The following is a 23,657-nucleotide window of genomic DNA, read 5'->3' as shown; positions in this document are numbered from 1 at the left end:
GCACCCGCATGGGATCCTGAGTTCGGTTGAACCTCTTCCCTTCTTCCCGGATCTATTTCGCCGTTGGCGCGACGCCCGGTGCCGGGCGCTCGACGTCTCGGCTGGTCGCCTGCTTCATCCAGGCATTGATCGAGTCCAGCGAGACCGAGCCTGCCCCGAGATCGATGGCGATGGAGCCGATCTTTCCAGTGAACAGGGCCGGGACCTGATAGTCCGCGTCGTCCACCGGCGTGCCGGTGTCCTGGCCCACGTCAAAGGTCTCGTCCCAGGCGAAGGTGAATGGGGTCGTATGGGGCAGGGTCAGCTTCGCGGCTTCCTTGCCGTCCACGGAGAGAACGCCCGTTCCGCCGTGCCCGAACGGGATCTCGCCCTGCTGGTCCAGCGTGAAGTCGAACACCAGCGTGTGCCGCCCGCCGGAAAGCGCCTGGGCCGTCTGCCATTTCGGCCGCTTCAGGTCGAGCAGGTTCATGGTGAAGGTCGGCTTGCCGTCCTTCAGATAGAGGCCCCAGCCGGCGAAGCGGCCGCCCTGGGTGACCAGCACACCGCTGCCGCCGTCCGCCGGAACCGTGATGTCGGCGGTGATGCGGAACGAGCGGTTGAGGATGCTCGGCGCGGCATTGGCCTGGGTGCAGCAGGAGGGGCCGGTATAGACGAAGCGGGTGCGCCCGGCCGCCGGCCCGGGACGCGGATTGATCATAGCGGTGGCCGAATTGTTCAACGGAAAGACCTGGTTCTTCTGGCCCTCCATGATGAACAGTTCCTGCATTGCCTTCAGCTTTTGCGGCTGGGCCTTGGCGAGGTCGTGCACCTGCGTCGGGTCGTCGGCGAGCTTGTAAAGCTCCCAGGCATAGCCGTTCATCACGTCGGCCGGGCGCGGATCGGTGATCTTGGCCCACGGCGGCACCGGCGGGGTTGTGCTGGCGATCCAGCCCTCGTTGTAGATGGCGCGATTACCGAGGATCTCGAAATATTGGGTCTTTCGCGTCGAAGGCAGCGAGGCGTTCTGTGCCGGCAGCGTATAGGCCATGGAGACGCCGTCCATGGGCCGCTGGGCAATGCCGTTGACGAAGTTGGGCTGGGGAATGCCGACGAGATCGAGGATCGTCGGGGCGATGTCGATGACGTGGTGGAACTGCCAGCGGATGCCGCCATGGTCCTTGATCTTCGCCGGCCACGAGACGGCCATGCCGTTGCGGGTGCCGCCGAAATGCGAGGCCACCTGCTTGGTCCAGCGATAGGGCGTGTCGAAGGCCCAGGTCCAGCCCACCGCCATGTGGTTGTATGTCTTGTCGGTGCCCCACACGTCGTACCAGGGCATCTGCTCTTCGGCATTGAGCGCGACGCCGTTGAAATACATCACCTCGTTGGGCGTGCCGTTGACCGAGCCTTCCGCGCTCGAGCCGTTGTCGCCGCTGATGTAGATGATGAGCGTGTTGTCGAGCTGGCCGAGCTGCTTCACCTCGTCGATGACGCGCCCGATCTCGTGATCGGTATAGGCAAGGTAGGCGGCATAGACGTTGGCCTGCCGGATGAAGAGCTTCTTCTCCACGTCGGTGAGTTCGGTCCAGCGCTTCAGCATGTCGGCAGGCCAGGCCGGGAGTTCGGCGTTGGCGGGAATGACGCCGAGCTTCTTCTGGTTGGCGAAGATGCGCTCGCGCAGCTTCTCCCAGCCCTCGTCAAACAGGTGCATCTGCTCGATCTTGTCCACCCACTCCTTGGTTGGGTGGTGAGGCGCGTGGGTGCCTCCGGGCGCGTAATGGATGAACCAGGGCCGGGTGGGCGCGATCTCCACGTTTCGGCGGATGTAGTCGATGGCGTCATCCGCCATGGCCGTGGTCAGGTTCCAGCCGGGATGGCCGTCATAGGGATGGATGGGCGTCGTGTTGCGGAACAGGTTGCCCGGCTGCCACTGGCTCGTGTCGCCGCCGACGAAGCCGTAGAAATAGTCGAAGCCGAGCCCGATGGGCCAGTTGGTGAAGGGGCCGGCGGTGCTCGCCTCCCACGGCGGCACGTTGTGATCCTTGCCGAACCAGGCCGTGGCATAGCCGTTCTGCTTGAGAATGGCGCCGATGGTGGCGGTCTCGGCCGGAATGATCGCGTTGTAGCCGGGATAGCCGGTGGAGAGCTCGCTGATGTCGCCGAAGCCGACGTGGTGATGGTTCCGACCCGTCAGCAGCGCCGCGCGCGTCGGCGAGCACAAGGCGGTGGTGTGGAAGGTGGTGTAGCGCAGGCCCTCGTTCGCCACTTCGTCCAGCGTCGGCGTCGGGATCACGCCGCCGAAGGTGGAGGGGGCGGAAAAGCCCACGTCGTCGGTGAGGATGAGCAGTACGTTCGGCGCCGCGGCAGGCGGCATCACCTGCGGCGGCCAAGCCTGGGTGCTGTCCACGGCATTGGGAAGGATGCGGCCGGAGAAGGCTGGAGACGGCGCGGGCAGCTGAAGGCCCGGCAGGGTCATCACTGCATCCGGTGACCCCGGCGCTCCGCGAATATCCTGGGCCCGAACCTCTGCCGTCAGCGGAAGGACCATCGCGATGGCGATGCACCGCAAGTAGAACGACCGGGACATGACGCCCCTCCCTTTGCAGGCAATGGTTGTTGCGCGCCGGACCTCTCACGGAGCGAGCGGTAAAATATGCCCCCTGCACCGCGCGCTCTTTGACCTTGATCATTGCGCGCGGCTCCGGACGCTTCCTGCGGCGAAGTCGGAGCGGTTCTGGCGCGCGCGGTATCGAGGACCTCGTTGCGGACGCCTGTCAGCGTGCGCCGAGCCGTGCGGCAAGGCGTGCCACTTCGGCATTGTCCGGCTGAAGGCCGGCCAGGCGAGCGGCCAATTCGCGGGCGCGGCCCATGTCTCCCGCCCCCAGCGCGGCATTGAGGACAAGCCCGATCAGGGATGGATCGTTCGGGCTCTGCTCCAGCCCCTGCCGGGCCACGTCCAGAGCCTCGGACTGGCGGCCAAGCGATTGCAGGGCGATCGCCTCCACATAGGCGTAGCGCGCTTCGGCCGGCGCCAGCGCGCGGGCGGCCGCGAGCGCCGCGAGCGCCGCGTCGTACCGCTTCTGCCGTACGAGAGCGAGCCCGAGCGCGTGGTCGAGGGCGGCATCGTTCCGCAACGCGAGCCCCTCGCGCAGCGCTGCCTCGGCCTCGGCCTCGCGCCTCTGTCGCCGATAGAGGTCCGCGAGGTTGATGCGCAGGGGTGCGAAGGTGGGGTCCAGCCTCAGGCCGGCGTGAAACTCCGCCTCAGCCTTGGTTGCATCGCCCCGGCGCAGGAGGAAGTTGCCGAGATTGGCCCGCGCATCTGCCCGGTCGGCATTCAGCCTCTGGGCGGCCTCGTATTCGCTGAACGCGGCAAGGAGGCGGCTGCGCTCGGGCTCGCTCACCTCATCCGGCGGAACATCGGCGAGCCGGTCTGCGGCCTCCATCCGTACCGCAGCGGACGGGTCCACGAGGAGCGGCGCGGCCCTGCGCCAGCGCTCCTCGCGCGGCAGGCCGGCCGCGGTTCGCAGCCCCGCCACACGGACCATGGGATCGGGATCGGCGAGGGCCGCCCGAGCCGCCGCTTCGCTTGTCCGCGCGGGGAACTGCGCCAGCGCGCTCACGGCGGTGGCCCGAACGAGGCCCGGCACGTCCCGATCTCCCGCCAGTGCGACAAGGGTCGCACGGGCCTCGGCTGCCCCAAGGCGCGCAGCATGAAGCGCAGGCCCCCAGCTCTGGAAGCCCTTGCGCTCCGGCCCATGCCAGCGCGCGACCGCCTCGGCGGCCCAGCTCGCCGGCTTGTCGGTGTGACAGTCGGTGCAGGCATTGGGCGTGCCGAGCGCGACGGAGAGATCCGGGCGCGGAATGCGGAAGGAATGGTCGTGGCGCGTGTCGATCACCATGTAGGTGCGCTTCGGCATATGGCAGCCGATGCAATCCGGCGCGCCCGGCCCCGGCGCGTGGCCGGTGTGGCTCTGGACCGCGAAGCGCTCGGGCAGATGACACTGACTGCACACGGCCGCGCCCGCCGCCTTCAGGGCCGCGGTGTGGGGATCGTGGCAATCGGTGCAGGCGACGCCACGTCTGTACATCAGGCTCTGCTTGAAGGCGTGATCGTTGAACACCTCGTCCTGGTTCTGCCCGTCCGCCTCGAACAGTCCCTGCTCCAGCAAGACAGGCATGTGGGTCTGCGTCAGTGGCTGGCCGGGCTGCCAGCTTTCGGAGAAGGCGCCGCGCCGGGCATGGCAGCGCGCACATGTCTCCACAACGTCCCCCGCCGCGCGCTCGACACCCTGGGTCGGGCTGCCGGTCTTCGTGTCGGGGGTCCAGTCGACGCTCGACCGGAGCGCGGCGGCACTGGCAAATCCCGCATGAGGCGTCGCCGGATCGCGCGGGCCCTTCGCCCAGGCGATATGGCCTGCCCCGGCGCCGTGGCAGCTCTCGCAGCCGACGCTGATTTCGGAGAAGCGTGTATCGAAGCGGTCGGCCAAAGCATCGTAGGCCTTGCGCAGCGCCGTGGAATGGCATTCCGCGCACATGTGGTTCCAGTTCTGCTGCGGGCCGGTCCAGAACAGCGGGTCGCCCGGCATGGGCGCCTCCTCGCCATAAAGGTGGAACCACCGCTGGCCACCCTCGGACGCGGGGCGCGTATCATAGGCGAAGGGCAGCGCCTGCACCCGCCCATCCGGGATGGCAACCAGATATTGCTGAAGCGGATCGAGCCCGAAGGTATAGGCAATGGGGTAGACCGTCCGCTTCCCGTCCGAACCGGCGATCTCCACCCGATAGCCCGTGCCCTCCCGGAAGAAGCGGGCACTCGCCGGCCCATGGCCGACCTCCGCCCCATCGAAGCGGCCCTTGACGGTCGCTTCCGTCGGAAGGGTCATGGCGCCGGAATGCTGGGAGGTCAGCCAAGCCTTGGCCTCGGCCGCATGGCAGCCCTCGCATGCCGCCGAACCGACATATCCTTCCGGCGCCTGCGGCGTTAACGCTCCGATGCCGCCGGATGAAAGTTCGGCAGGTGCGGCCAAGGCCCCCGTTTGCTTGTCGCGGTCGGTCCTCACCGCCGCGACGAAAGAGATCATCGAGGCCGTGAGGAGGCCAGCCAACACGACCGACAGGATGCTCCTGAGCCGCATCCTCTTCTACCTTCCACGGCATATGGCCAGCAATGAAGACCAGGCGTTGGTTCGTCCTCGCTGCCCCATGGGGCACGACCTCATCTCTAGCGCACTCATCTCTCCATTGCATCAGCCGGAATATGGCCGCGAATGGCGGCCATCGCGGTGAGGAAACTTGTCGCGAAAATCCTGACTTCTAAGCGTTGCAAAGGTTTCGGCCTTTGCAACGCGGGCAGCCTGAAATGCCTGGTTGCGGACATCCAGGCTGGCAACAGGCTCCCGGTGTCGGCGATAGGCAGTGACGCGCCCTACAGCTTATGCGCGAGTTTCCGGTTGAAACCTCAGCACAAACCCGCCAATCTGCACTTAAAGGTTACACGCGGAGGAGCACTGTCTCGTACGCGAAGCTGTCTTAATTTCGTGCGATAAATTCGTTTTTTATTTGGAGAAATAAATGCATCAAAAAATTTTGTTGAATTGGCAAGCCAATAATTATTTTGGCTGGGGGCTGCTGGGGTTGAACATTTTCCAACATTGGGCGATCGATCCAGATGTGCAGCCATTAATGGGCCGGCCGATCGGACCGGCCGATGTTCAGGCCATGGATCCCCTGCGCATGTTCGCAATGGGTCCCGCCGTGATCAGATCCAATACATTTCTGGCTGGCCTAATCGCCGACAAGACCGGCGCCGCTGCAAAGGACCTCATCGTGGTGAATGGGTTCGGCAATCGGTTCGTCGCGGCAGCGGCGCCTCACTTCAAAGGACGGCGAACAATCGCTCGGTGTGTGGTGGAGGATACGCGTGTAGACAACGCTCGTCAGTTGTTGGCGAGCCACGACGATGTGCTGTGTGCTTCAAACTGGAGTGCAGATATTTTAAGGGCGACGAGCGGAAAGCCGGTGAAGATGATCTATGAGGGGGTAGATGCTTCACAGTTCTTCCCTGGCCGAAAATCCGGGGTTCTCGATCCCGGTAAATTTTACATATTTTCTGGTGGAAAGATCGAGTTTCGAAAAGGACACGATCTGGTACTGTTGGCATTTCGCGAGTTTGCGGCGCGCCACAAAGAGGCCGTTCTGGTCGCTGCTTGGCATTCTCCGTGGCCACAGGGCTCTGTGGGCTTCCAGGGCAAGTTGAAATCCCCGCTTCGAATGGATGCCAGAGGCGTGCTGGACGTGAAGAGATGGGTTGCCGAGAATGGGATCGCCGGCAGTCAGTTTTTGGAATTGCCACCGATGCCTAACCCATTGATCCCAGCAATTTTACGCGAAATGGATTGCGCGATACAAGTGTCACGATGCGAGGCGGCCACAAATCTCCCCGCGAAAGAGGCAATGGCTTGCGGGATTCCGGTAATTCTCGCCAATAACACGGGCGTCCGCGACTTGGTTGGAAATAACAATTGTTTCGCTCTGAGCGTTCAGGGTCCCGTCGCGTCGAAATCAGTCGGCACGGAAGGTTGGGGAGAAAGTAGCGTTGAGGAAATTGTCTCTGCCCTAGAGATTTTATTTACAGATAGCGAAGCCCGAAAGGAAATTGGTGCCCGTGGGGCTCAGTGGATCATAAATGAAGGGCGCACGTGGATTCACCATTCGGCCGCCCTGAAGTCATATATTCTCACTTAGATTTTTGTATTTATGGCGAATTCGGGGGTCAGTCTTTTTTAAAAGCTCCACCGCCCCTATTCTTGAATTGGCGGAGTGCGCGCCTTTGCAACCGAACGCATAATTCCTGACTTCTACACGCCGCAAACGTGTCGGCCTTTCAACCCGGGCAGCCTGAATTGGCCCAAAGCAGCCTGCCCGCGTCTGCCCTACGGCTTCTTCCCAGGCGGCTGATCGAAAACCTTCAGGGCTTGCGTCCCGCAGCGATCAGGGCCTTGCGCAGCTTCTCGTGTTCCTCGCAGCCTGACGGAAAACACAGGAGGCGCAGGAGCTCGAGGTTCTTTTCGGCGTTCTTGAAGTCGCCGACGGCGATGAACAATTCCCCCTGATATTCGATCGCCGGCCGGTGGACCGGATCGTAAAACAGGGCCTCCTTGTACCAGCGCGCCGCCACATCGTAGCGCTTGAGATTGCGGTTGGCGTAGCCGAGCAGATTGTAGAGATCGGCGTGGCGCACTGTGGCGGTGAGCGGTTCGAGCAGGGCGAGTGCCCGCTCGTAGTCGCCAGCATAGAGGGCAGCGCGGCTTTCCGAGAGGTCCGGCAGATCCGTTGAGGGGGCGGTGTCCATCGCCCCCGCCGGGCTGGCGGCTGCGAGCAGCGCGAGCAGGGCGCCGGCCAGGCGGGCGCGCGGGCTCATGCCGCGTGGGAGGCAGGCTTGCCGCCATCCTCTCCCATGGCGGCGAGGATGCGCCGCTTCAGGGCCACGAACGTGCCGTCGGCCCGGTCGCGGGGGAAGGGGAGGTCGATGTCCAGCGTCTCCACGATGCGACCGGGCTTTGCCGCCATCACCACCACCTTGTTGCTGAGGAAGACCGCCTCTTCCACGTCGTGGGTGACGAGGATCATGGTGACGCCCTCCACCTCCCAGATGCGCTGGATCTCGTCCTGCAGATGGATACGGGTGAGGGCGTCGAGGGCTCCCAGCGGCTCGTCCAGCAGCAGGATTTCCGGGCGGCTGGCGAGGCCGCGGGCGATGGCGGCGCGCTGTGCCATGCCGCCGGACAGCTCGTGCGGATAGGCCTTCTCGAAGCCGGAGAGGCCGACAAGCGCGATGTGCTCGCGCACCGCCAGGTCCTTCTCCGCCCGCGTCCAGCCGGAATTCTCGAGGCTGAGACCGATGTTCTGCTCCAGCGTCAGCCAGGGCAGCAGGCGATGATCCTGGAAGACGATGCCGCGGCTGAGCGCCGTGCCGACGATGCGCTTGCCGTTCAGCTCGATCTCGCCTTTGTAGTCGTCATCGAGGCCGACGATGAGCCGCAGCAGGGTGGACTTGCCGCAGCCCGAAGGGCCGACGATGGTCACGAAGGCGCCGGGCTCCACGTCGAGATTGACGCGTGACAGCACGTTCACCAGCGGGCGGCCAGGGAGGGAATAGGTCTTCGAGACGTTGCGGATGCTGAGATGTCCGGGCGTGGCCATGGTCTTTTCCTTTGTCCGCTTCAGCCGTCGTAGCCCTGCTTCCACTTCAGCACGCGCTTCTGCGCGAGGAACATGGAGCGGTCGATGGCGAAGCCCACGAGGCCGATGATGACCATGCAGACGAGCAACTGGTCGGTGAGCAGCAAGCCCTGGGCGCGGAAGATGAGGAAGCCGAGGCCTTCGAGACCGGATAGCCCCTCCGCCACCACCACGAGAGCCCAGGCGAGGCCCGCCGCATAGCGCAGCGACACCATGATGGACGGCATGGCGGCGGGCAGGATCACCTTGCGGATCAGCTGCCAGCGGGTGAGCGTGAGCACCTTGGCAAGCTCGATGTAGTTCTTTTCCACGTTGCGGATGCCCTGCAGGGTATTCAGGAACACCGGGAAGAAGACGGACTTGGCAATGACCAGGATCTTCGCCGGCGCTCCGATGCCGAGCCACAGAACGATCAGCGGCAGCCAGGCGATGCCGGGAATGTGGCGGATGGTATCGAAGGTGGGACCGAAGAATTCCTCCACCTTGCGCGACAGCCCGGCGGCGATGCCGAGCAGGAGCGCGGCGGCCGATCCGTAGATGAAAGCCTGCCCGACGATATTGATGGAGGCGAGGAAGTCGAAGGCCAGCTTCTGCTTGGTCAGCATCTTCCAGAAGGCCGTCACCACCGTGACCGGCGCGGGCAGGAAGACAGGATCGATCCATCTGTAGGTCGCTGCGGTCTGCCACAGGACGAAGATCAAGAAGGGCAGGATAAAGCCGGTGAGATTGGGCAGTCTCAGGCCGCGCCGACCGGGCTCGTCGGCGTGCGTGGGGAGGTCGACGGTGGCCGCCTCGACCGCCGCGGCCTCGATGGTGTCGGATGTGTGGGACATGCTGGAGCGTCCGGCTGTGCGCGGGAGGGGAAGGACGACACCGCCGGGCTCGCGTCCCGGCGGTGGAGATCAGGCCGGGACCGATCAGTTGTAGATGGAGTATTCACCGCCGGCGAAGAAGCGTCCGTCGATGAAGGCGTCGATCTGCGCTTCGGTCAGGCCGCGCTCGGCGAGAATGTCGTCGCCATTGGCCACGTACCAGGCCTGGAACGTCTTGATGGCGTTACGGGCCCGGTCGGCGTTGGGCTCGCCCGCCATGAATTCCCACTCGCCCGCATGGCTGATCTGGAACTTGGCGACCTCCACGGGGACTCGCGTCTTGTCGGCGACGATCTGCGCCGCCTCGTCCACGTGGTCGTAGGTCCATTCGCGGGTGCGCTCGCGGGCCGACAGGAAGGCTTTGACCACCTGCGGGTACTTGTTCACGAAATCGCGCCGGGCGAAGTAGGTCACGCGGCCGGCGTTGTTCACGTAGACGCCGTCATCGGGCGAGCGGCCGATCACCTTGAGCTTGCCGGAGAGCCAGGCCCCAGCGAAGGCGCCGGCCGCGAGATGCGCCGTGGTGGCATCGGTGGCGCCGGTGAGCACGGACGTTATCGCCACCGCCGAATTGTCGATGGAGGTGTAGCGGATGCGCCCCTGCTTGTCGCGGGAATCGAACGGCAGGCCAGCTTTAGTGGTCATTTCGAACGGCGAGGACCAGTAGCAGGAGATGCGGCTGGAGCCGAACTTCTTGCCGTCGAGATCGGCCACCGAATTGATCTTGTCATTGTCGGCGCGGGCGAGGATGGGCGCGCGATAGCGGTTGGAGGGCTCTGAGGCCCAGATCACCACGCCATCAAGACCGTTCGCCCGATGCACCGTGGCGGGATAGATCATGCGTTGGGCGATGGCAATGGCACCGTTGTTCACCGCCGCCGATTCCGCGCCCACGAGGTCGGCACCGCCGGAGGCGATCAGGTTCACCTTCTTCACGCCGATGCGGTCGAACTCATCCTTGAAGATGCCCTTCTCCTGCGCGATCACCGTCCAGGGCGTCAGCTGGAGATTGATTGCGGTCAGCGGCTCATCCGCGCGTGCGGCCGGGCTGCCGCTGGAGAGCGCCGTCGCCAGAAGGGCGGAGGCGGCAAGCGCCGAGACGGTGAGGGCGCGTCCGGTCCGGGAAGTCGGCAGGGATGGGCGGAGCATGGATTTTCTCCCGAAGGATGGTGGGCGGAGCAGCGCCGGCCAACAGCCCGGCTTGCAATTTCGATATAATCGAGTGATTTTATAGAAAATATCAAGCGCCGATTTCGCCGCCGGCGCCGCCCGCCGTCTTTCGGTGGCGGTTCTTTCAATGGTGTCAGGGGATTAGAAAACTCATGGCCCGGCTCCACCGGCCCCCTCTCTTTTTCGCGGCCATGGTCGTGGCTGCTTTGGCTGGCTCGATTGGTGCCGCCCTCCTTGTGGTCATCCCCAAGGGCGCAGATGCGCACGCGAATACCGGCGCCAGCGCCTCGCTGCGCATCGGCGTCAGCTGGCTGCCACCCCCGGAAACGCCCGACATGCGGCTCTATGCCGAGGAGGGCTTCGATCTGGACCTCGCGTCCGAGATCGCTGATGGGCTCGGGGTCCGGCCGGTCCTCGTTCTCGTGGGGGCGGATGAGGCCGCGCGGGCGCTGGCTTCGAGGAAGGTCGATGTTGTGCTGGCGCGTCTCGGCACGGCGGACGAGCTCCGGCGGCGAATGAGGGTCGTGGAAACGGGCTTCGAGTCGGGTTTGAGCATCGCCATGCGTTCGGACCGTCCGCTCTCGTCCTGGGATGAGCTGAAGGGGCGGGTGGTCTGCGCCTCGGAGGCCAACCAGCACGGCCGCGATCTCGCCCAGCGCCTCGGTGCGACGGTGAAAATCGAGCGTGCTCCGGCGCTTGCGCTGATGCGTGTGCGCACCGGAGACTGCGACGCCGCCATCCACGACCGGGTGCTGCTCGATCCGTTGTTCACCAAGCTCTCGTGGCAGAAATTCTCCGCCACCCTCCCGGCCGTTGAGCCGACGTCACTGGTGGTGGCCGTGGCACCTGGAAATGCCGATCTGGCTCGGGCAATTGCCGGGGTGCTCAAGCAGGGGACGAGCCCGGAGCGCTGGCGGCAGCGGCGGGAGAAATGGGCGTCCACTGTCTCGTTCGAGGTCTATCGCGACCAGGTGGCGGCGGACTGCCATTGAAGCTTGCTCGCGTCCTCCAGCCGGCGTTGCTCGCGGCGCTAAGCCTTGCGGGTATTGGCTTTTCGCACGCGGGTGAGCACGGCCGAGATCTGCGGGCGGCCTATTCCGGGCCGCCCGGTTCATGGCCGCGGGCAGAGGTTGATGCCGATGTGGCCTTTGTGGAGATGGGGGTGCCGCCCCCGCCTCAGCCGTCCGGACCGGCAGCGCTGCTGGGGGCAAAGGTCTTCGCTGATCCGAGGCTGTCAGAGGACGGGCAGGTCGCCTGCGCCTCCTGCCACGATCCGGGACATGGATTCAGCGTGCCGGAGCGGGTCGGGCGGGGGATCGGCGGCGCGAAGGGGCGGAGAAATCCGCCGTCATTGCAATTGGTTGCGACACGGAGCCTGTTCGATTGGGATGGCCGGGGCAGCGACCTCTCCGCCCGCGTTCTCGCGCCTTTGAGCGACCCCTCCGAGATGGGGCGGGACCTGAATTCAGCCCTCGCCCGCATCGCCCGGACCGAGCTGGAGGGGGAGTTCCGGGCCGTCTTCGGAGCTGAGGGGCTGACCGCGTGGACCCTGGCGGAAGCCCTGATTGCCTACCTGATTACTATCGACATCCCCACCCGGTTCGACCTGTTCGTCAGCGGCGATCACACTGCCCTGAACGACACCGAACTTGCCGGCCTGCACCTCTTCCGCACCAAGGCGAGATGCGTGAATTGTCATTTCGGGCCAACGCTTTCCGATGGCCTGTTCCACAATCTGCGGCTCTCCTTCTTCGGCGAGCCGGCGCAGGATCTCGGGCGGTTCGAGGCGACTGACAGTCGAGACGATGTCGGTCGGTTCAGGACCCCGTTTCTACGGCATGTCGGTGCCAGTCAGCCGTATTTCCACAACGGACTGTTTCCGACCCTCGCCGGCGTGGTCAATTTCTATGATCGCGGAGGTGGCGAGGTATGGGCGCGGAACGCGGAGGAGGCGGCCCGTCCCCTCTACCGGGACGCCGCCCGCCTCTCGCCCCACATCCGTCCCCTCGGCCTGACCGATGCGGAGAAGGCGGCGCTGGTCGCCTTCCTCGGTGCCCTGTGATTGTCACCGCGCCCGCCCTTCGCCCAGGGAGACGCCGAGCAGTTCCAGCACCCGGTCACGCAGGGCGACGAAGGCCGGGCTGGAGCGATCGGCCCGGGCCTCCTCAGGCACCTCCAGCACGGCGGCGATGCGGCCGGGGCGGGGGTGGAGGACCACGACGCGATGGCCGAGGAACACCGCCTCGTCCACATCGTGAGTGACAAGCAGCGCAGTGGCGCCCTCGTGGGCGACGATGCGCTTCAGCTCGCCCTGCAGGCGCAGGCGGGTGAGGGCGTCGAGGGCGCCCAGAGGCTCGTCCAGCAGCAGGAAGCGGGGGCGGTTCGCCAGCGCCCGGGCGATGGCGACGCGCTGGGCCATGCCGCCGGAGAGCTGGGCCGGATAGGCCTTGGCGAAGGCCTCCAGCCCCACCAGCTCCAGATGCTCCGCCACCGACCGCCGCCGGGCGGCCGCGTCCTGCCCGGAATGCAGCAGGGCGGCACCCACATTGCCCTCCACCGTCAGCCACGGCAGCAGGCGGTGTTCCTGGAAGACGATGGAGCGCTCCGGCCCCGGCCCCTCCACCGCCCGCCCGTCGAGGCGGATGTCGCCGGCATAGTCCAGATCGAGCCCGAGGATGAGGCGCAGCAAGGTGGACTTCCCGCAGCCGGAGGCGCCGACGATGCTCACGAAGCTGCCCGCCTCCACCGAGAGCGAGATGTCGGAGAGCACCTCCACGGCCTTGCCGTCCACCACGAAGGCCTTGCTCACATGGCGGATGTCGAGGGCCGGAACGGCGGTTGCAGGAGCCTGCGGGGACGGAGAATGGAAAGGGGCATTCATCGGTTGTTCCAGCGGATCAGGAGAGCCTCGGCGCGCTCGGCCAAAGTATTGAAGCCGAGGCCGATCAGGCCGAAGAGGAGGATGACGAGGAACAGGAGGTCGATCTCGAACAATTGGCTGCCCTCGTTCAGCCGCCCGCCGAGGCCGGGCGAGATGTTGAGGAACAGCTCCGAGCCCACGGTAGCGAGCCACGCATAGATGAGGGCGCCGTGGAGGCCGGTGAAGATCATCGGCAGGGCGTGGGGGAGCGCGACGAGCCGCATGTAGTTCCAGCGGCTCAGCAGCAGCACGTCCGACAGTTCGCGATAGGTCGAGGGCACGAGGCTGATGCCGCGCCATGTGCCGATCACCACCGGCTGGAAGGCGGCCACGGCGATGAAGGTGATCTTGCCCGTGTCGCCGCCACCGAACCACATGGCGAGCAGCGGCACCCAGGCGAACAGCGCCGTCTGCCGATGCGCCAGCACGGTTGGCCCGACGATGCGCCCAACGAGGGAGGAGGCGCCCAGCAGCGCCCCCAGCGCGAGGCCGGCCGCGACGCCGATGACGAGGCCGGAGAGATTGCGCCGCAGGGTCTCGTGCAGGTCGTGGAGCAGCGTGCCCGTCGTCACCTCGCGCACCAGGCGCTGCACCACGGCAACGGGCGAGGGCAGGTATTTGGCCGGCACCCAGCCGAAGCGATGGGCGGCGAACCACACGGCGAGCAGGGCCGCGAATGCGGCCCATGGCCGCCAGTTCAGCCGGGGCGTCCCGCCGCGCCGGGCGCTGGCTTGCCGTGTTTCAGGGCGGGCTTCGGCGGGCAAAGCGGTGGCGGTGTCAATGGACATCGCGCGTCCCCCGCTTCCACGGCTGCGCCCGGCGCTCCACCCAGCGCAGGACGAGGTCCATAGCAAGGCCGGCGAGGGCCACCACGATCATGGCGATGATGACGAGATCGAGCTGGAACAGCTGCCGGCCCCAGGTCATCAGATAGCCCAGCCCCTCGAAGGAGGCGAAAAGCTCGGCCAGCACCAGCGTCTGCCACGCATTGGCGAGCCCCTCGCGCAGGCCGGCGAAGATGGAGGGCACCGCGCCGGGCAGCACCACGAGGCGCAGGGTGTCCCGCGTGTTGAAGTGCAGCACGCGCCCGAGTTCCCGGAAGGCCGGCGAGACATTCTCGATGCCGCGCGCCGTACCGAGGATGATGGGGATCGCTGCCGACCAGCCGATGACCACGTATTTCAGAGGCTCGTCGATGCCCATGAACAAGGTGAGGAGCGGCATCCAGGCGAGGACATTCACCCGCGCCACCGCCTGCACCGGCGGATAGAGGAAGGCCCGCACGGTGGGCGAAAGCCCCGCCGCCGCGCCGAAGACGAGGCCGAACAGGGCGCCGAGGCCGAAGCCCACCAGCACGCGGTGGGTGGAGACTTCGAGATGCGTGGCCAGCGAGCCGTCGGCGATGAGGCTGGAGACGGTCTCATAGATGGTCGCTGGCGCGGGAAGGATCTGTTCCGGCACGAGACCGAGGCGCGCCGCCCACCACCAGGCCACCAGCAAGGCCAAGGGGAAGGAGAGGCCGAGCAAGACCGAGCCGAGGGCCGTCGGGCGGGAGGGCCCACGCCGGCGGGCGCGTCGCCGGGCTGCGGTATCGGCCGCGGCGCCGTCGCGGGGCGATGTGTCGAAGGCCGGTTTGTCGAGCGTCTCTGCAAGGCTCATGCTGTGTCACCTTCCGTCTCTGCTGCGTGCCGGCGCTTTGAACCGGTCCTGCCGCTCGCCGATGCCCAACCGCGCGCTATGGTCGTTCCTCGTGTTTTCGCCGTTCGTCATCCCCCGCCTCGTGCGGGGGATCCACGGCATGGCCGGGCGCGGTATCTGGCCGGAAACACCCGATGCGCGGCCCGGTGGATTCCCCGGACAAGCCGGGGCACGACGGCTGAACGAGGAGCGCGGGGCGCGGGCGCATCAGCCTCCGTCCGTCGTCGAGCCTGCGTGCCGCCCGCTAGTTTGACGCCTTCTGGTCGATGCGCCCGCGCGTCTCGATGTTTCCGCGCCCGTCGCGGGTGGACCAGAAATCGTCGAGCTTCAGCGTCTTCAGCGCCGCGTCGAGATAGGTGCGGTCGAACCAGTGGTCGATGTCGGGATCGCCCTTGAGCAGGCCGTAGTCCTTGGCGGCCTGGGCCTGTTCCTTGTAGCGGGCGACCACATAGTCATCGATCAGCGGATTGACGATGAGGGAGAGCCGCTGGCCCTCGAAATTGGTGGCAAAGGTCTCCTTGGGCAGCCCCGAAAGTGCCCAGGCCTCGAACGCCTCGTCGCGGTTCTCGTCCTGCGAGATGAAATGGGCGGCCTTGATGAAGGCGGTCACCACGCGCTGGGTGATGTCCGGGTGTGCGGCGGCGAAGGCCTCGGTGACGAAGTAGGAGGAATTGCGCCCCAGCGTCGGGTCGTCGCCCTTGGTGGTGTAGACGATCTTCACCACGCCCTTGGCCGCCAGCGGCAGATATTCCTGCCCGCCGAACACCGCATCCACATTGCCGGAGGTCAGGGCGGCGACCGCGGCGTTGGCGTCGAGATTGATGAAGCGCACGTCCCTTTCCGAAAGCCCGTGCAAGGCGAGGATGCGGTCGGTGGCGTTCTGCAAATTGGTGCCCTTGAACAGGGCGACCTTCTTGCCCTTCACGTCCTCCACCTTGGTGATGGTGCTGTCGGTGGGCACGGCGAGGAAGATGGGGTTGTTGCGCCCGGTGGCGAAGATGAACTTGTGCTTCAGCCCCCGCGCGCGGCCGACGATGGCGGGCAGGTCTCCCAGCAGGAAGAAATCGAGCTGGCCGGAGGCCACCGATTCATTCAGCGCGGGGCCGGCGCCGCGGAAGAAGGTCCATTCGATCTTTACGTCCTTGTCGTTCGCGAACTCCTTCTCGATCAATTCGCGGGCGCGGGCATAGGTGGTTGCGTCGCCATAGGAATAGGGCCGCTGCTCGGCACCGACGCCGGGATGGCCGAAGCGGATCACCGTCTCCGCCGCGGCGGGGAGAGTGAGAAGGGCGAGGCAGGCCAGCCCGTAAACGGCGCGGGCGAAAGGACGGAGCAGGGCGGGCATCGATCTCGAACTCCAGAAATGGCGAGGGGGAGGCCGGCGGCGGGACACCATCCGCCGGCCTCCGCGAGGTCAGGCGGCGCGGTCGGTCGGCTTGTCGAAGCGGTTGCGGGTGACGCTGGTGCGGCCGTCCACGCTCACCGGCACCTCGCCATCCACGGTCACGCGACGCACGACGCGATGGGCGTCGCCATAGTCGTTCACCGCGTAGTGCTGGGTGGAGCGGTTGTCCCAGATGGCCACGTCGCCGGCCCGCCAGCGCCAGCGCACGGTGTTCTCCGGCGCGGTGATGTGGCTCTGGAACAGGTCGTAGAGCTTCTGGCTGTCGCCCTTGTTGAGGCCGACGAAGCGCTGCACGAAATTGCCCAGCACCAGCGAGCGCTCGCCCGTCTCGGGATGCACCCGCACCACAGGATGGTCGGTCTCGAACACGGTCTTGGTGAAGGTGCGGTCGAATACCTGCCGGTCGTCGGCGGTGGCGTGGGGGCGCACGGCGGCATAGTCGTAGGCGTTGGAATGGGTCGCCCACAGGCTGTCGGCAAGCTGGCGCAGCGGCGCGGGCAGGTGATCGTAGACGGCGGCAGTGTTGGACCACACGGTGTCGCCGCCGGCCGCCGGGATGACCACGCCGCGCAGCACCGAGATCTTCGGGTAGGCGTCCACGAAGGTCACGTCGGTATGCCACTGGTCGGCCCGGCCGGCGCCCTGGCCGGAATCGCGCTCCCCGGTGCGGCGGGTATCCAGCTCCAGCACCGAGGAGGTGCCGGTGAGCGCCCCGATAGTCGGGTGGGGGACAAGCCCGCCGAAGCGCGCGCCGAACGCCTCCTGCGCAGCGTCGTCCAGATGGTGCTGGTCGCGGAAGAACAGCGCCTTGTGCTTCAGCAGCAGGCGGTGGATCTCGTCGAACAGCGGCTGCGGCAGGTCGCCGGCGAGGCGCACGTTGCGGATCTCGATGCCGATGCGGCCAGAGAGCGGGATGATGTCGCTCTCGGGAATGACGGGCTCGGGCGAATTGGGAAGGGTGCTGATCGAAGCGCTCAATGGGGCCTCCTGACAGGCTGCAGCGGACCAAGGGACCGCATCTCGGCGACCGCACCTCGCCGGGCGGCCGAGGGATATTAATCTTGATAATTTCAATTAAGTCTATAAACTAAATGAACAATAAATTGTCGTTATTTGGCGCGGCCTGCCCGTCCCCTCCGCCGATGCGCGAGGCGGGGGTCGCACGGGCCATCCTTGCGAAGGCATTCCCCATGGGCTTTTCCTCCTCGCCCCCCTCGGGGCTCCACCTCACCTGCGACGTGCTCGTGCTCGGCGGCGGTCCGGCGGGCACCTGGGCCGCCTTCGAGGCGGCGCGCGCGGGGGCGCGGGTGGTGCTGGCGAACAAGGGCTTCTGCGGCACCTCCGGCGCCACCGCCCCGTCCGGCACCTCCATCTGGTATGTCGAGCCGGACCCGAAGCTGCGTGCCGCCGCCATCGTCAGCCGGGAGGCGCTGGGCGGCTTTCTCGCCGATCGCGACTGGTCGGCCCGGGTGCTGGAGACCACCCACGCGGCCCTCCATGAACTTGGCGCGCGCGGCTATCCCTTCCCCGTGGACGGCGAGGGCAATCTCATCCGCGTGTCGCTGCAGGGGCCGGAATACATGCGCCTCATGCGCAAGCTGGCCAAGGGCGCGGGCGTGCGCATCCTCGATCATGCCCCGGCGCTGGAGCTGCTGGTGGACGAGGCCGGCGCGGCGGCCGGCGCGCGTGGCATCCGCCGGCAGCAGGGGGATGGCTGGCAGGTGAATGCGGGCGCGGTGGTGATCGCCACCGGCGGCTGCGCCTTCCTCTCCCGCGCGCTCGGCTGCACCGCCCTCACCGGCGATGGGCACCTCATGGCGGCGGAAGCGGGGGCGGACTTTTCCGGCATGGAATTCTCCAACGCCTATGCCATCGCGGCGGATTTCGCCTCCGTCACCAAGACCCTGTTCTTCAAGTGGGCGACCTTCACCGACGAGGCTGGAGAGGTGATCCCCGGAGCCGCCTCCAACGGCGGGCGTTCGGTGATCGCCCGCCATCTCCAGAAGGGCCGCGTCTTCGCGCGCCTCGACCGCGCCGATGCGGCCATGCAGGCCAACATGCGCGCGGCCCAGCCCAATTTCTTCCTGCCGTTCGATCGCATGGGCATCGATCCGTTCACGGATCGCTTCCCCATCACCCTCCACCTCGAAGGCACGGTGCGCGGCACCGGAGGCCTGCGCATCGTGGACGAGACCTGCGCGACCCGCGTGCCGGGCCTCTATGCGGCAGGCGATGCGGCCACGCGCGAGCTGATCTGTGGCGGGTTCACCGGCGGCGGCAGCCACAATGCGGCCTGGGCGGTCTCGTCCGGGCGCTGGGCCGGCCGTGCCGCGTGGGAGTTCGGCCGCCACGTCCGGGACGGGCGTGTGCGCCGGGGCGCCGGCACCGTGGGGCTGCGGGATGCCGGCGCCCGCCCCTTCGATCCCGCCGAGGCGGCGCGGACGGTGGTGGGCGAGGTCCATCCCTTCGACCGCAATTATTTCCGCACCGAGGAGGGCCTGACGCGCTCCCTCGAACGGCTCGACAGCCAGTGGGCGCGCCTTGCCGCCTCCGCTCCGGCCGATGCGGCCAACGTGCTGCGGGCCCGCGAGGCGGTAGCCATGACGGCGGTGGCCCGCTGGATGTATCGCAGCGCCCTCGCGCGCACCGAGAGCCGGGGGATGCACCGGCGGATCGATCACGCGGCGGCCGACCCGGCCCAGCGCCACCTCCTCACCTCGGGCGGGCTCGACGCGGTGTTCGTCGCCCACCGGCCGGCCCCGCCCCTTGCGGCGGATGTCGTGGAACAGCGCGCGGGCGAGGGGATCGCGGCATGATCGAGATCATCAGCGCCGCCCGCTGCACCGGCTGCAACATCTGCGTCGCCGCGTGCCCCACCAATGTGTTCGCGCCGTCCCCGTCCGGTCCCCCGGCCATCGCTCGGCAGCAGGATTGCCAGACCTGTTTCATGTGCGAGCTGTATTGTCCCGAGGATGCGCTCTACGTGGCGCCAACGGCCGGGACGCCCCTCGGCCTCGCCGGTGAGGCGGACGCGCCGCTGCCGCTCGGCACCTATCGCGCCGCCATCGGCTGGACCCCCGCCACCGCCACCAGACGCTCGGTGGACGCCATGCACGCGGTGCTGTCGGCGAAGTAGCGGGACAGGCGCTTTACGAAGCCCAAAAGGCAACGGCTCCTGCCCATGGCAGGAGCCGCTTTCGTTTGTCTGTCAGGACAGCTCAGGTGACGCTTGCGGGGCCCGCCCCCCGCCGACACCGCGGCGCCCAATTAATTGGTCGGGGCCTTGTCGCCGCTGAGAATCTGCTCGGCGTAGCGGCCGTCTACCACGGTCGCGAAATCCACCGGGCGGGGATAGAAGCCGGCCTTCACCAGCTTTTCGGTGGCTGCGATCTCCTTCTCGAAGCCCGGGCTGCCGGGGTTGACGGGAATGAGGGTCACGGCCTTGGCCCGCGCGGCGGCGAGGGCATCGCGTTCGGCGAGCTGCTGGGTCTTCACATAGGACTTCGCGGTCTCCTCGGGCCGGCTCGAAGCCCAGCGCAGATAGCGGGCCAGCCGGTTGAGGAAATCGCCGATGGCCGGGCCGAGCTTGGGATCATCGACGGCGGCGGTGCGGGCGGTGACCGAGACAAAGCCGGGGAAGCCCACGTCGATGTCGCGCGCGATCTCGATGAGCGTGCCGTCCGCGAGGGCATCGGCGACGCGGGCGCGGGTGACGGGCGCGGCATTCACTGCGCCGGCGATCAGGGCGGTGGAGGTTGCGTCATAGGTCAGCAGGCGCACCTGCACGTCCTTGGTGGTCAGGCCGGCGGCGTAGAGGCCGAGCAGTGCGAGGGCGTTGATGTTGCCGCCTTCGTTATAGGCGTAGGTCTTGCCCTTGAGATCGGCGAGCGTCTTGATGCCGGCGCTCTTGTGAGCGGCGATGAGGCTGTTGGAGAACTTCTCTTCATCCAGGGGCTTCAGCAGCGCCACCACCTTGATGGGCGCGTTCTGGGCGGTCCAGTTCTGCCGGTCCTCGGACGAGGCCTTGGCGGCCGCCGTGTCGCTGAGGCCCCAGGAGATGTCGATGGCATTGCCGCCCAGCGCCTGCACGGTCGGCCCGGCGCCGTTGAGCCGCGCCCACTGGATCTTGTAGGGCGTGCCCTTCAGGAAGTCGGTGGCCTCGATGGCGTCGCGGGTCACATCCTCGAAGATGCCGATGCGCAGGGTGACGCCGGAGAGGTCCGGCTCAGCCGCCGAGGCGGAGGCGCCAAGCCCGATGGCGAGCGCCGAGGACAAAGCGAGGGCGAGCGCGCGGCGGCGCGAGAACGGCGGTTTCGTCGGGAAACGGGTCATCGGTGGGTCCTTGGCTGGTCAGGGGAAACGAAGGTCAAGGCGCGCGGCCGGACGCGCCGGTGGCTTCCAGCCCCAGCGGGTCGACGCCGAGTTCGGCATAGAGGCGGGCGCGCAGCCGGGCACCGGCGGGCGTGGTCCCGTCGCGGGCCTCGCCCACGGTCGCGTCGAGGGTGAGGCGGCGGTCGCGCAGCACCAGGACGCGGTCGGCGAGACGCGCCGCCTCGTCCACGTCGTGGGTGACGAGCAGCGTGCCGGGGTGGTGGCGGGCGCACAGGCGGCGCACCAGATCCTGCATCTTGAGGCGGGTCAGCGCATCGAGGGCGGCGAAGGGTTCGTCGAGCAGCAGCAAGGTGGGTTCGAGCACCAGCGCGCGGGCGAGCGCCACCCGCTGCGCCTCCCCGCCGGAGAGGGTGACGGGCCAGGCATCGGCGTGATCGGCGAGGCCCACCTCGGCCAGTGCATCGAGGGCCTGCCGGCGCTGGCGGGCGCGGCGGGGCACGCCCATCAGCACGTTGCGCCACACGGGCTGGGAGGGCACCAGCCGCGGCTCCTGGAACACCGCCGCCCGGGGCGTCGCGACCTCTCCGACGCCGGCATCCAGCGTGTCGAGGCCCAGCAGGATGCGCAGCAGCGTGGTCTTGCCCGAGCCGGAGGCACCGAGCAGCGCCACGAATTCGCCCCGGCGGATGGTGAGGTCCAGCCCCTCGAACAGGGTGCGCCCGCCGAAGCCCTTGGCAGCGCCCTTGAGTGAAACTGCCTCCTCCTGAAAATGCACGGCCTCGGCGGGCAGGAGGGGGGTGCGGATGGCCTGGTTCATGGCTCAGCGCGCCTTTTCGAGCACGCTGCGATGCCATGGCAGGAGCCGGCTCTGGGCGATGCGGATGAGGAAATCGACCGCAAGGCCGAGGACGGAATAGAGCAGCACCACGCCGAGGATGATGTCGGTGCGCAGCGAGGCGCGCGGATTGAGCGCGAGATAGCCGATGCCGGAGGTGGCGTTCACCTGCTCGGCCGCCACCAGCGAGAGCAACGCGACGCCCATGGCATAGCGCACGCCCACCATGATGGAGGGCAGCGCCAGCGGCGCGACGATCTCGGTGGCGATGGCCGCCCTGCTCATGCCGAAGACGGTGGCCGCCTCGATGATCTTCGGGTCCACGTTGCGCACGCCGGAGAAGGTGTTGAGATAGACCGGGAAGATGCAGGCGAGGGCGATGAGGAGGATCTTCGGCTCCTCGTCCACGCCGAACCAGATGACGAACAGCGGGATGACGGCGAGGAACGGCACCATGCGCAGCATCTGCAGCAGCGCGTCATAGGCCCGCTCCCCGGTGCGCCAGAGGCCCGCGACGATGCCGAGCCCCAGCCCCAATCCGCCGCCGATGAGGAAGCCGGCGGAGGCCCGCTTGAAGGAGGCGACAAGGCTTTCCCACAGCACGCCCGAGACGGTCAGCTCCACCAGCGCACCCACCACCGCCACCGGCGATTCCAGCGTGCGCGGGCTGATGAAGCCGAACGAGCAGGCGCCCTGCCAGATCGCCAGCAGAGCGAGCGGCAGCACGAGGCGCGCGGCATCCGCGCCGACGAGCTTGAGCCGACCCGCGCGCGGCCGGGGCGTGAGCTTCAGGGCGATCTTCCCGGGGGCAGGGAAGGCGGAGGCCGTGGCTGTGTCGGTCATGGATGATCCCGGCTTCGGCGCGCGGCCTCAGAAGAAGGCGGCGGACGGCAGCGGCGTGCCGTCGAGCAACTGCCGGCCGAGGGCGCGGGCCTTGTAGGAAACCGGGTTGTGCGAGGCCAAGGTGCGGATGTTGCGCCAGTGCCGGTCGAGCCCGGCGCGGCGGGTGGCGGCCGAGGCGCCGCCCACGTCGAACAGCCGGCTCGCGGCATCGAGGGCGAGCCCGTCCAGCACTACCTTGGACTGCGCCGCCCGGCGCGCCGACTCCTCGAACAGCTCCGCATCGGGTGCACCGGCGCGGGCACTGTCGATGGCGCGGTCCAGCGCCTCGGCGGCGCGCAGCACGGCGGCCTCCGCCACATAGGCGGCGCTGGCGATTCGGCCGAGCGCCTCCTGCAATTGCGGGTCTTCCGCCGGCTGCGCGGCCGTGGCGTGGTAGAAGTTCCGGTCGCGGGACCGGATCAGCCCCGCCGCATCGCGCGCCACCGCCTTCAGGATGCCGGTGACGATGGACGTGAGGTAGAGCTGTGCGAGGGTGGCGTCGTGCGGCACCGGCACCTCGTCCTGCGCCTGGACGATCACCTCGTCCGCCGAGAGCTTCACGCCGGAGAAGGTGGTGGTTCCCGAGGCCGTCAGCTCCTGGCCGATGCCGTCCCAGTCGTCGAGCACGCTCACGCCCTCGCGCTTGCGTGGCACGACGGCGGCGACAGGCACGCCCTCCGGGGTGCGGGCATTGACGTAGATGTAGTCGGCGAAGGCATTGCCGGTGCTGTAGTATTTCACGCCGTCGAGGACAAAGCCCGCGCCCTCCGGCCGCACCACGGTGTTGCCGCCGCCCGCGCCGATGTTCTGGATGCCGGTCTCGCTGGCGCCGAGGCCGAACAGCTTGCCGGCGCGCACCGCATCCAGCCATCGGGCGAACTTCGGGCTGGCCTTGGAGCGCTGGGCCTTCTCGACGAAGAGGAAATGGTTGCGCAGCACATGCGGCAGGTTGGAATCGACCTCGGCGAGTGCGATCACCACGCCGATCAGATCGGGGACGGAAGCGCCGGCGCCGCCCTCGGCCTTCGGCAGGCGGAAGGCGCCGAAGCCGGCAGCGCGCAACAGTTCGACATCGGCCCGCACATCCTGCGGGCTGCGTCCCGCCGGGGCGCGGCTCGCGGCGATGCGCGCGATGATGGGGGCCAGCTCCGCCGGTCCAGCGAGAGAAGAGGATGGCGCTGCAACGATCTTCTGGGCGGCGATGGTCACGGCGCGAACCTCTTGATTCAGGGAAGGACAGAGCCGCCCAGGCACCGGGAAGGCGCGCCCTCTTGCCACCCGCGGCAGCGGCGAAGGTTCGGGCGATCTGCAATTATTTTATAA

20 protein-coding genes are annotated in these 23,657 nt (G+C 67.4%); 5 read left to right on the top strand and 15 right to left on the bottom strand.

The annotated features are described in order from the left end of the window. Nucleotides 1-52: 52 nt before the first annotated feature. The gene (locus ACT54R_RS03655) at nucleotides 53-2,527 is read right to left on the bottom strand and encodes an arylsulfatase (RefSeq protein WP_476326358.1); all 2,475 of its coding nucleotides are present in this window, start codon (nucleotides 2,525-2,527) and stop codon (nucleotides 53-55) included. A 226-nt stretch (nucleotides 2,528-2,753) separates the two neighbouring features. Further along, nucleotides 2,754-4,862 carry a HEAT repeat domain-containing protein gene (locus ACT54R_RS03650; protein ID WP_476323781.1) on the bottom strand — a complete coding sequence of 703 codons (2,109 nt, stop codon included), beginning with the start codon at nucleotides 4,860-4,862 and terminating at the stop codon, nucleotides 2,754-2,756. 688 nt (nucleotides 4,863-5,550) lie between these two features. Between ACT54R_RS03650 and ACT54R_RS03645 the strand changes: the two genes are divergently transcribed. Continuing rightward, nucleotides 5,551-6,723 (top strand): glycosyltransferase family 4 protein, encoded by a 1,173-nt coding sequence (locus ACT54R_RS03645; protein WP_476323778.1) that lies wholly within the window; start codon nucleotides 5,551-5,553, stop codon nucleotides 6,721-6,723. Nucleotides 6,724-6,946: 223 nt separating this feature from the next. On the opposite strand, the gene ACT54R_RS03640 is transcribed toward ACT54R_RS03645, so the two are convergent. The 4 genes from ACT54R_RS03640 to ACT54R_RS03625 all read right to left on the bottom strand — a co-directional run bounded on the left by ACT54R_RS03640 (nucleotide 6,947) and on the right by ACT54R_RS03625 (nucleotide 10,241). Continuing rightward, a complete protein-coding gene (locus ACT54R_RS03640) occupies nucleotides 6,947-7,399 on the bottom strand; it encodes a tetratricopeptide repeat protein (RefSeq protein ID WP_476323775.1) in 453 nt (150 codons plus the stop codon). Continuing rightward, nucleotides 7,396-8,181, bottom strand: coding sequence for an ABC transporter ATP-binding protein (locus tag ACT54R_RS03635; RefSeq protein ID WP_476323772.1), 786 nt, complete (start codon nucleotides 8,179-8,181; stop codon nucleotides 7,396-7,398). Before ACT54R_RS03635 ends, ACT54R_RS03640 begins: the two co-directional genes overlap by 4 nt. A 20-nt stretch (nucleotides 8,182-8,201) precedes the next feature. Then, the gene (locus ACT54R_RS03630; protein WP_476323769.1) at nucleotides 8,202-9,053 is read right to left on the bottom strand and encodes an ABC transporter permease; all 852 of its coding nucleotides are present in this window, start codon (nucleotides 9,051-9,053) and stop codon (nucleotides 8,202-8,204) included. A gap of 84 nt (nucleotides 9,054-9,137) precedes the next feature. Then, on the bottom strand, nucleotides 9,138-10,241 hold the full coding sequence (locus ACT54R_RS03625; RefSeq protein WP_476323766.1) for an ABC transporter substrate-binding protein: 1,104 nt from the start codon (nucleotides 10,239-10,241) through the stop codon (nucleotides 9,138-9,140). A gap of 173 nt (nucleotides 10,242-10,414) precedes the next feature. On the opposite strand from ACT54R_RS03625, the gene ACT54R_RS03620 reads away from it, so the two are divergent. Continuing rightward, nucleotides 10,415-11,254: a transporter substrate-binding domain-containing protein gene (locus ACT54R_RS03620; RefSeq protein ID WP_476323763.1), complete on the top strand. Its 840-nt coding sequence runs from the start codon at nucleotides 10,415-10,417 to the stop codon at nucleotides 11,252-11,254. Then, nucleotides 11,194-12,324, top strand: a complete 1,131-nt coding sequence (locus tag ACT54R_RS03615) for a cytochrome-c peroxidase (RefSeq protein WP_476323760.1) — start codon at nucleotides 11,194-11,196, stop codon at nucleotides 12,322-12,324. Before ACT54R_RS03620 ends, ACT54R_RS03615 begins: the two co-directional genes overlap by 61 nt. A gap of 3 nt (nucleotides 12,325-12,327) precedes the next feature. Here the strand turns inward: ACT54R_RS03615 and ACT54R_RS03610 are convergent, their stop codons facing one another. The 5 genes from ACT54R_RS03610 to ACT54R_RS03590 form a co-directional block, all read right to left on the bottom strand. Further along, a complete protein-coding gene (locus ACT54R_RS03610) occupies nucleotides 12,328-13,143 on the bottom strand; it encodes an ABC transporter ATP-binding protein (RefSeq protein WP_476323757.1) in 816 nt (271 codons plus the stop codon). After that, the gene (locus ACT54R_RS03605; protein WP_476323754.1) at nucleotides 13,140-13,970 is read right to left on the bottom strand and encodes an ABC transporter permease; all 831 of its coding nucleotides are present in this window, start codon (nucleotides 13,968-13,970) and stop codon (nucleotides 13,140-13,142) included. The genes ACT54R_RS03610 and ACT54R_RS03605 overlap by 4 nt, the downstream gene beginning before the upstream one ends. Then, nucleotides 13,960-14,841, bottom strand: a complete 882-nt coding sequence (locus ACT54R_RS03600) for an ABC transporter permease (protein ID WP_476323751.1) — start codon at nucleotides 14,839-14,841, stop codon at nucleotides 13,960-13,962. Before ACT54R_RS03600 ends, ACT54R_RS03605 begins: the two co-directional genes overlap by 11 nt. A 283-nt stretch (nucleotides 14,842-15,124) precedes the next feature. Next, nucleotides 15,125-16,225 (bottom strand): ABC transporter substrate-binding protein, encoded by a 1,101-nt coding sequence (locus tag ACT54R_RS03595; protein WP_476323748.1) that lies wholly within the window; start codon nucleotides 16,223-16,225, stop codon nucleotides 15,125-15,127. 69 nt (nucleotides 16,226-16,294) lie between these two features. Continuing rightward, nucleotides 16,295-17,263, bottom strand: coding sequence for a TauD/TfdA dioxygenase family protein (locus tag ACT54R_RS03590; RefSeq protein ID WP_476323745.1), 969 nt, complete (start codon nucleotides 17,261-17,263; stop codon nucleotides 16,295-16,297). 212 nt (nucleotides 17,264-17,475) lie between these two features. Between ACT54R_RS03590 and ACT54R_RS03585 the strand changes: the two genes are divergently transcribed. After that, nucleotides 17,476-19,101 carry an FAD-binding protein gene (locus ACT54R_RS03585; protein WP_476323742.1) on the top strand — a complete coding sequence of 542 codons (1,626 nt, stop codon included), beginning with the start codon at nucleotides 17,476-17,478 and terminating at the stop codon, nucleotides 19,099-19,101. Then, entirely contained in the window at nucleotides 19,098-19,421 is a 324-nt protein-coding gene (locus ACT54R_RS03580) for a 4Fe-4S dicluster domain-containing protein (RefSeq protein WP_476323739.1), read from the top strand. The genes ACT54R_RS03585 and ACT54R_RS03580 overlap by 4 nt, the downstream gene beginning before the upstream one ends. A 131-nt stretch (nucleotides 19,422-19,552) precedes the next feature. Here the strand turns inward: ACT54R_RS03580 and ACT54R_RS03575 are convergent, their stop codons facing one another. Genes ACT54R_RS03575 through ACT54R_RS03560 form a run of 4 tightly spaced genes read right to left on the bottom strand, consistent with a single transcriptional unit; the run spans nucleotide 19,553 to nucleotide 23,543 of the window. Then, nucleotides 19,553-20,617: an ABC transporter substrate-binding protein gene (locus tag ACT54R_RS03575; RefSeq protein ID WP_476323736.1), complete on the bottom strand. Its 1,065-nt coding sequence runs from the start codon at nucleotides 20,615-20,617 to the stop codon at nucleotides 19,553-19,555. A 34-nt stretch (nucleotides 20,618-20,651) separates the two neighbouring features. Beyond that, complete coding sequence (locus ACT54R_RS03570) at nucleotides 20,652-21,434, bottom strand: ABC transporter ATP-binding protein (protein WP_476323733.1); 783 nt, start codon at nucleotides 21,432-21,434, stop codon at nucleotides 20,652-20,654. Between the two features lie 3 nt (nucleotides 21,435-21,437). After that, entirely contained in the window at nucleotides 21,438-22,295 is an 858-nt protein-coding gene (locus ACT54R_RS03565; RefSeq protein WP_476323730.1) for an ABC transporter permease, read from the bottom strand. Nucleotides 22,296-22,322: 27 nt separating this feature from the next. Next, nucleotides 22,323-23,543 carry an acyl-CoA dehydrogenase family protein gene (locus tag ACT54R_RS03560; RefSeq protein ID WP_476323727.1) on the bottom strand — a complete coding sequence of 407 codons (1,221 nt, stop codon included), beginning with the start codon at nucleotides 23,541-23,543 and terminating at the stop codon, nucleotides 22,323-22,325. Between the last annotated feature and the right edge of the window lie 114 nt (nucleotides 23,544-23,657).

The sequence above is a fragment of the Xanthobacter sp. DMC47 genome, from assembly GCF_056313845.1.
This window is presented reverse-complemented; position numbering and strand designations above follow the sequence as displayed.

Bases quoted from the DNA above. Each gene is read 5' to 3' on its own strand.
- ACT54R_RS03655 (WP_476326358.1), bottom strand. From the start codon at position 2,527: ATGGTCCTTCCGCTGACGGCAGAGGTTCGGGCCCAGGATATTCGCGGA.
- ACT54R_RS03650 (WP_476323781.1), bottom strand. From the start codon at position 4,862: ATGACCCTTCCGACGGAAGCGACCGTCAAGGGCCGCTTCGATGGGGCG.
- ACT54R_RS03645 (WP_476323778.1), top strand. From the start codon at position 5,551: ATGCATCAAAAAATTTTGTTGAATTGGCAAGCCAATAATTATTTTGGC.
- ACT54R_RS03640 (WP_476323775.1), bottom strand. From the start codon at position 7,399: ATGAGCCCGCGCGCCCGCCTGGCCGGCGCCCTGCTCGCGCTGCTCGCA.
- ACT54R_RS03635 (WP_476323772.1), bottom strand. From the start codon at position 8,181: ATGGCCACGCCCGGACATCTCAGCATCCGCAACGTCTCGAAGACCTAT.
- ACT54R_RS03630 (WP_476323769.1), bottom strand. From the start codon at position 9,053: ATGTCCCACACATCCGACACCATCGAGGCCGCGGCGGTCGAGGCGGCC.
- ACT54R_RS03625 (WP_476323766.1), bottom strand. From the start codon at position 10,241: ATGCTCCGCCCATCCCTGCCGACTTCCCGGACCGGACGCGCCCTCACC.
- ACT54R_RS03620 (WP_476323763.1), top strand. From the start codon at position 10,415: ATGGCCCGGCTCCACCGGCCCCCTCTCTTTTTCGCGGCCATGGTCGTG.
- ACT54R_RS03615 (WP_476323760.1), top strand. From the start codon at position 11,194: ATGGGCGTCCACTGTCTCGTTCGAGGTCTATCGCGACCAGGTGGCGGC.
- ACT54R_RS03610 (WP_476323757.1), bottom strand. From the start codon at position 13,143: ATGAATGCCCCTTTCCATTCTCCGTCCCCGCAGGCTCCTGCAACCGCC.
- ACT54R_RS03605 (WP_476323754.1), bottom strand. From the start codon at position 13,970: ATGTCCATTGACACCGCCACCGCTTTGCCCGCCGAAGCCCGCCCTGAA.
- ACT54R_RS03600 (WP_476323751.1), bottom strand. From the start codon at position 14,841: ATGAGCCTTGCAGAGACGCTCGACAAACCGGCCTTCGACACATCGCCC.
- ACT54R_RS03595 (WP_476323748.1), bottom strand. From the start codon at position 16,225: ATGCCCGCCCTGCTCCGTCCTTTCGCCCGCGCCGTTTACGGGCTGGCC.
- ACT54R_RS03585 (WP_476323742.1), top strand. From the start codon at position 17,476: ATGGGCTTTTCCTCCTCGCCCCCCTCGGGGCTCCACCTCACCTGCGAC.
- ACT54R_RS03580 (WP_476323739.1), top strand. From the start codon at position 19,098: ATGATCGAGATCATCAGCGCCGCCCGCTGCACCGGCTGCAACATCTGC.
- ACT54R_RS03575 (WP_476323736.1), bottom strand. From the start codon at position 20,617: ATGACCCGTTTCCCGACGAAACCGCCGTTCTCGCGCCGCCGCGCGCTC.
- ACT54R_RS03570 (WP_476323733.1), bottom strand. From the start codon at position 21,434: ATGAACCAGGCCATCCGCACCCCCCTCCTGCCCGCCGAGGCCGTGCAT.
- ACT54R_RS03565 (WP_476323730.1), bottom strand. From the start codon at position 22,295: ATGACCGACACAGCCACGGCCTCCGCCTTCCCTGCCCCCGGGAAGATC.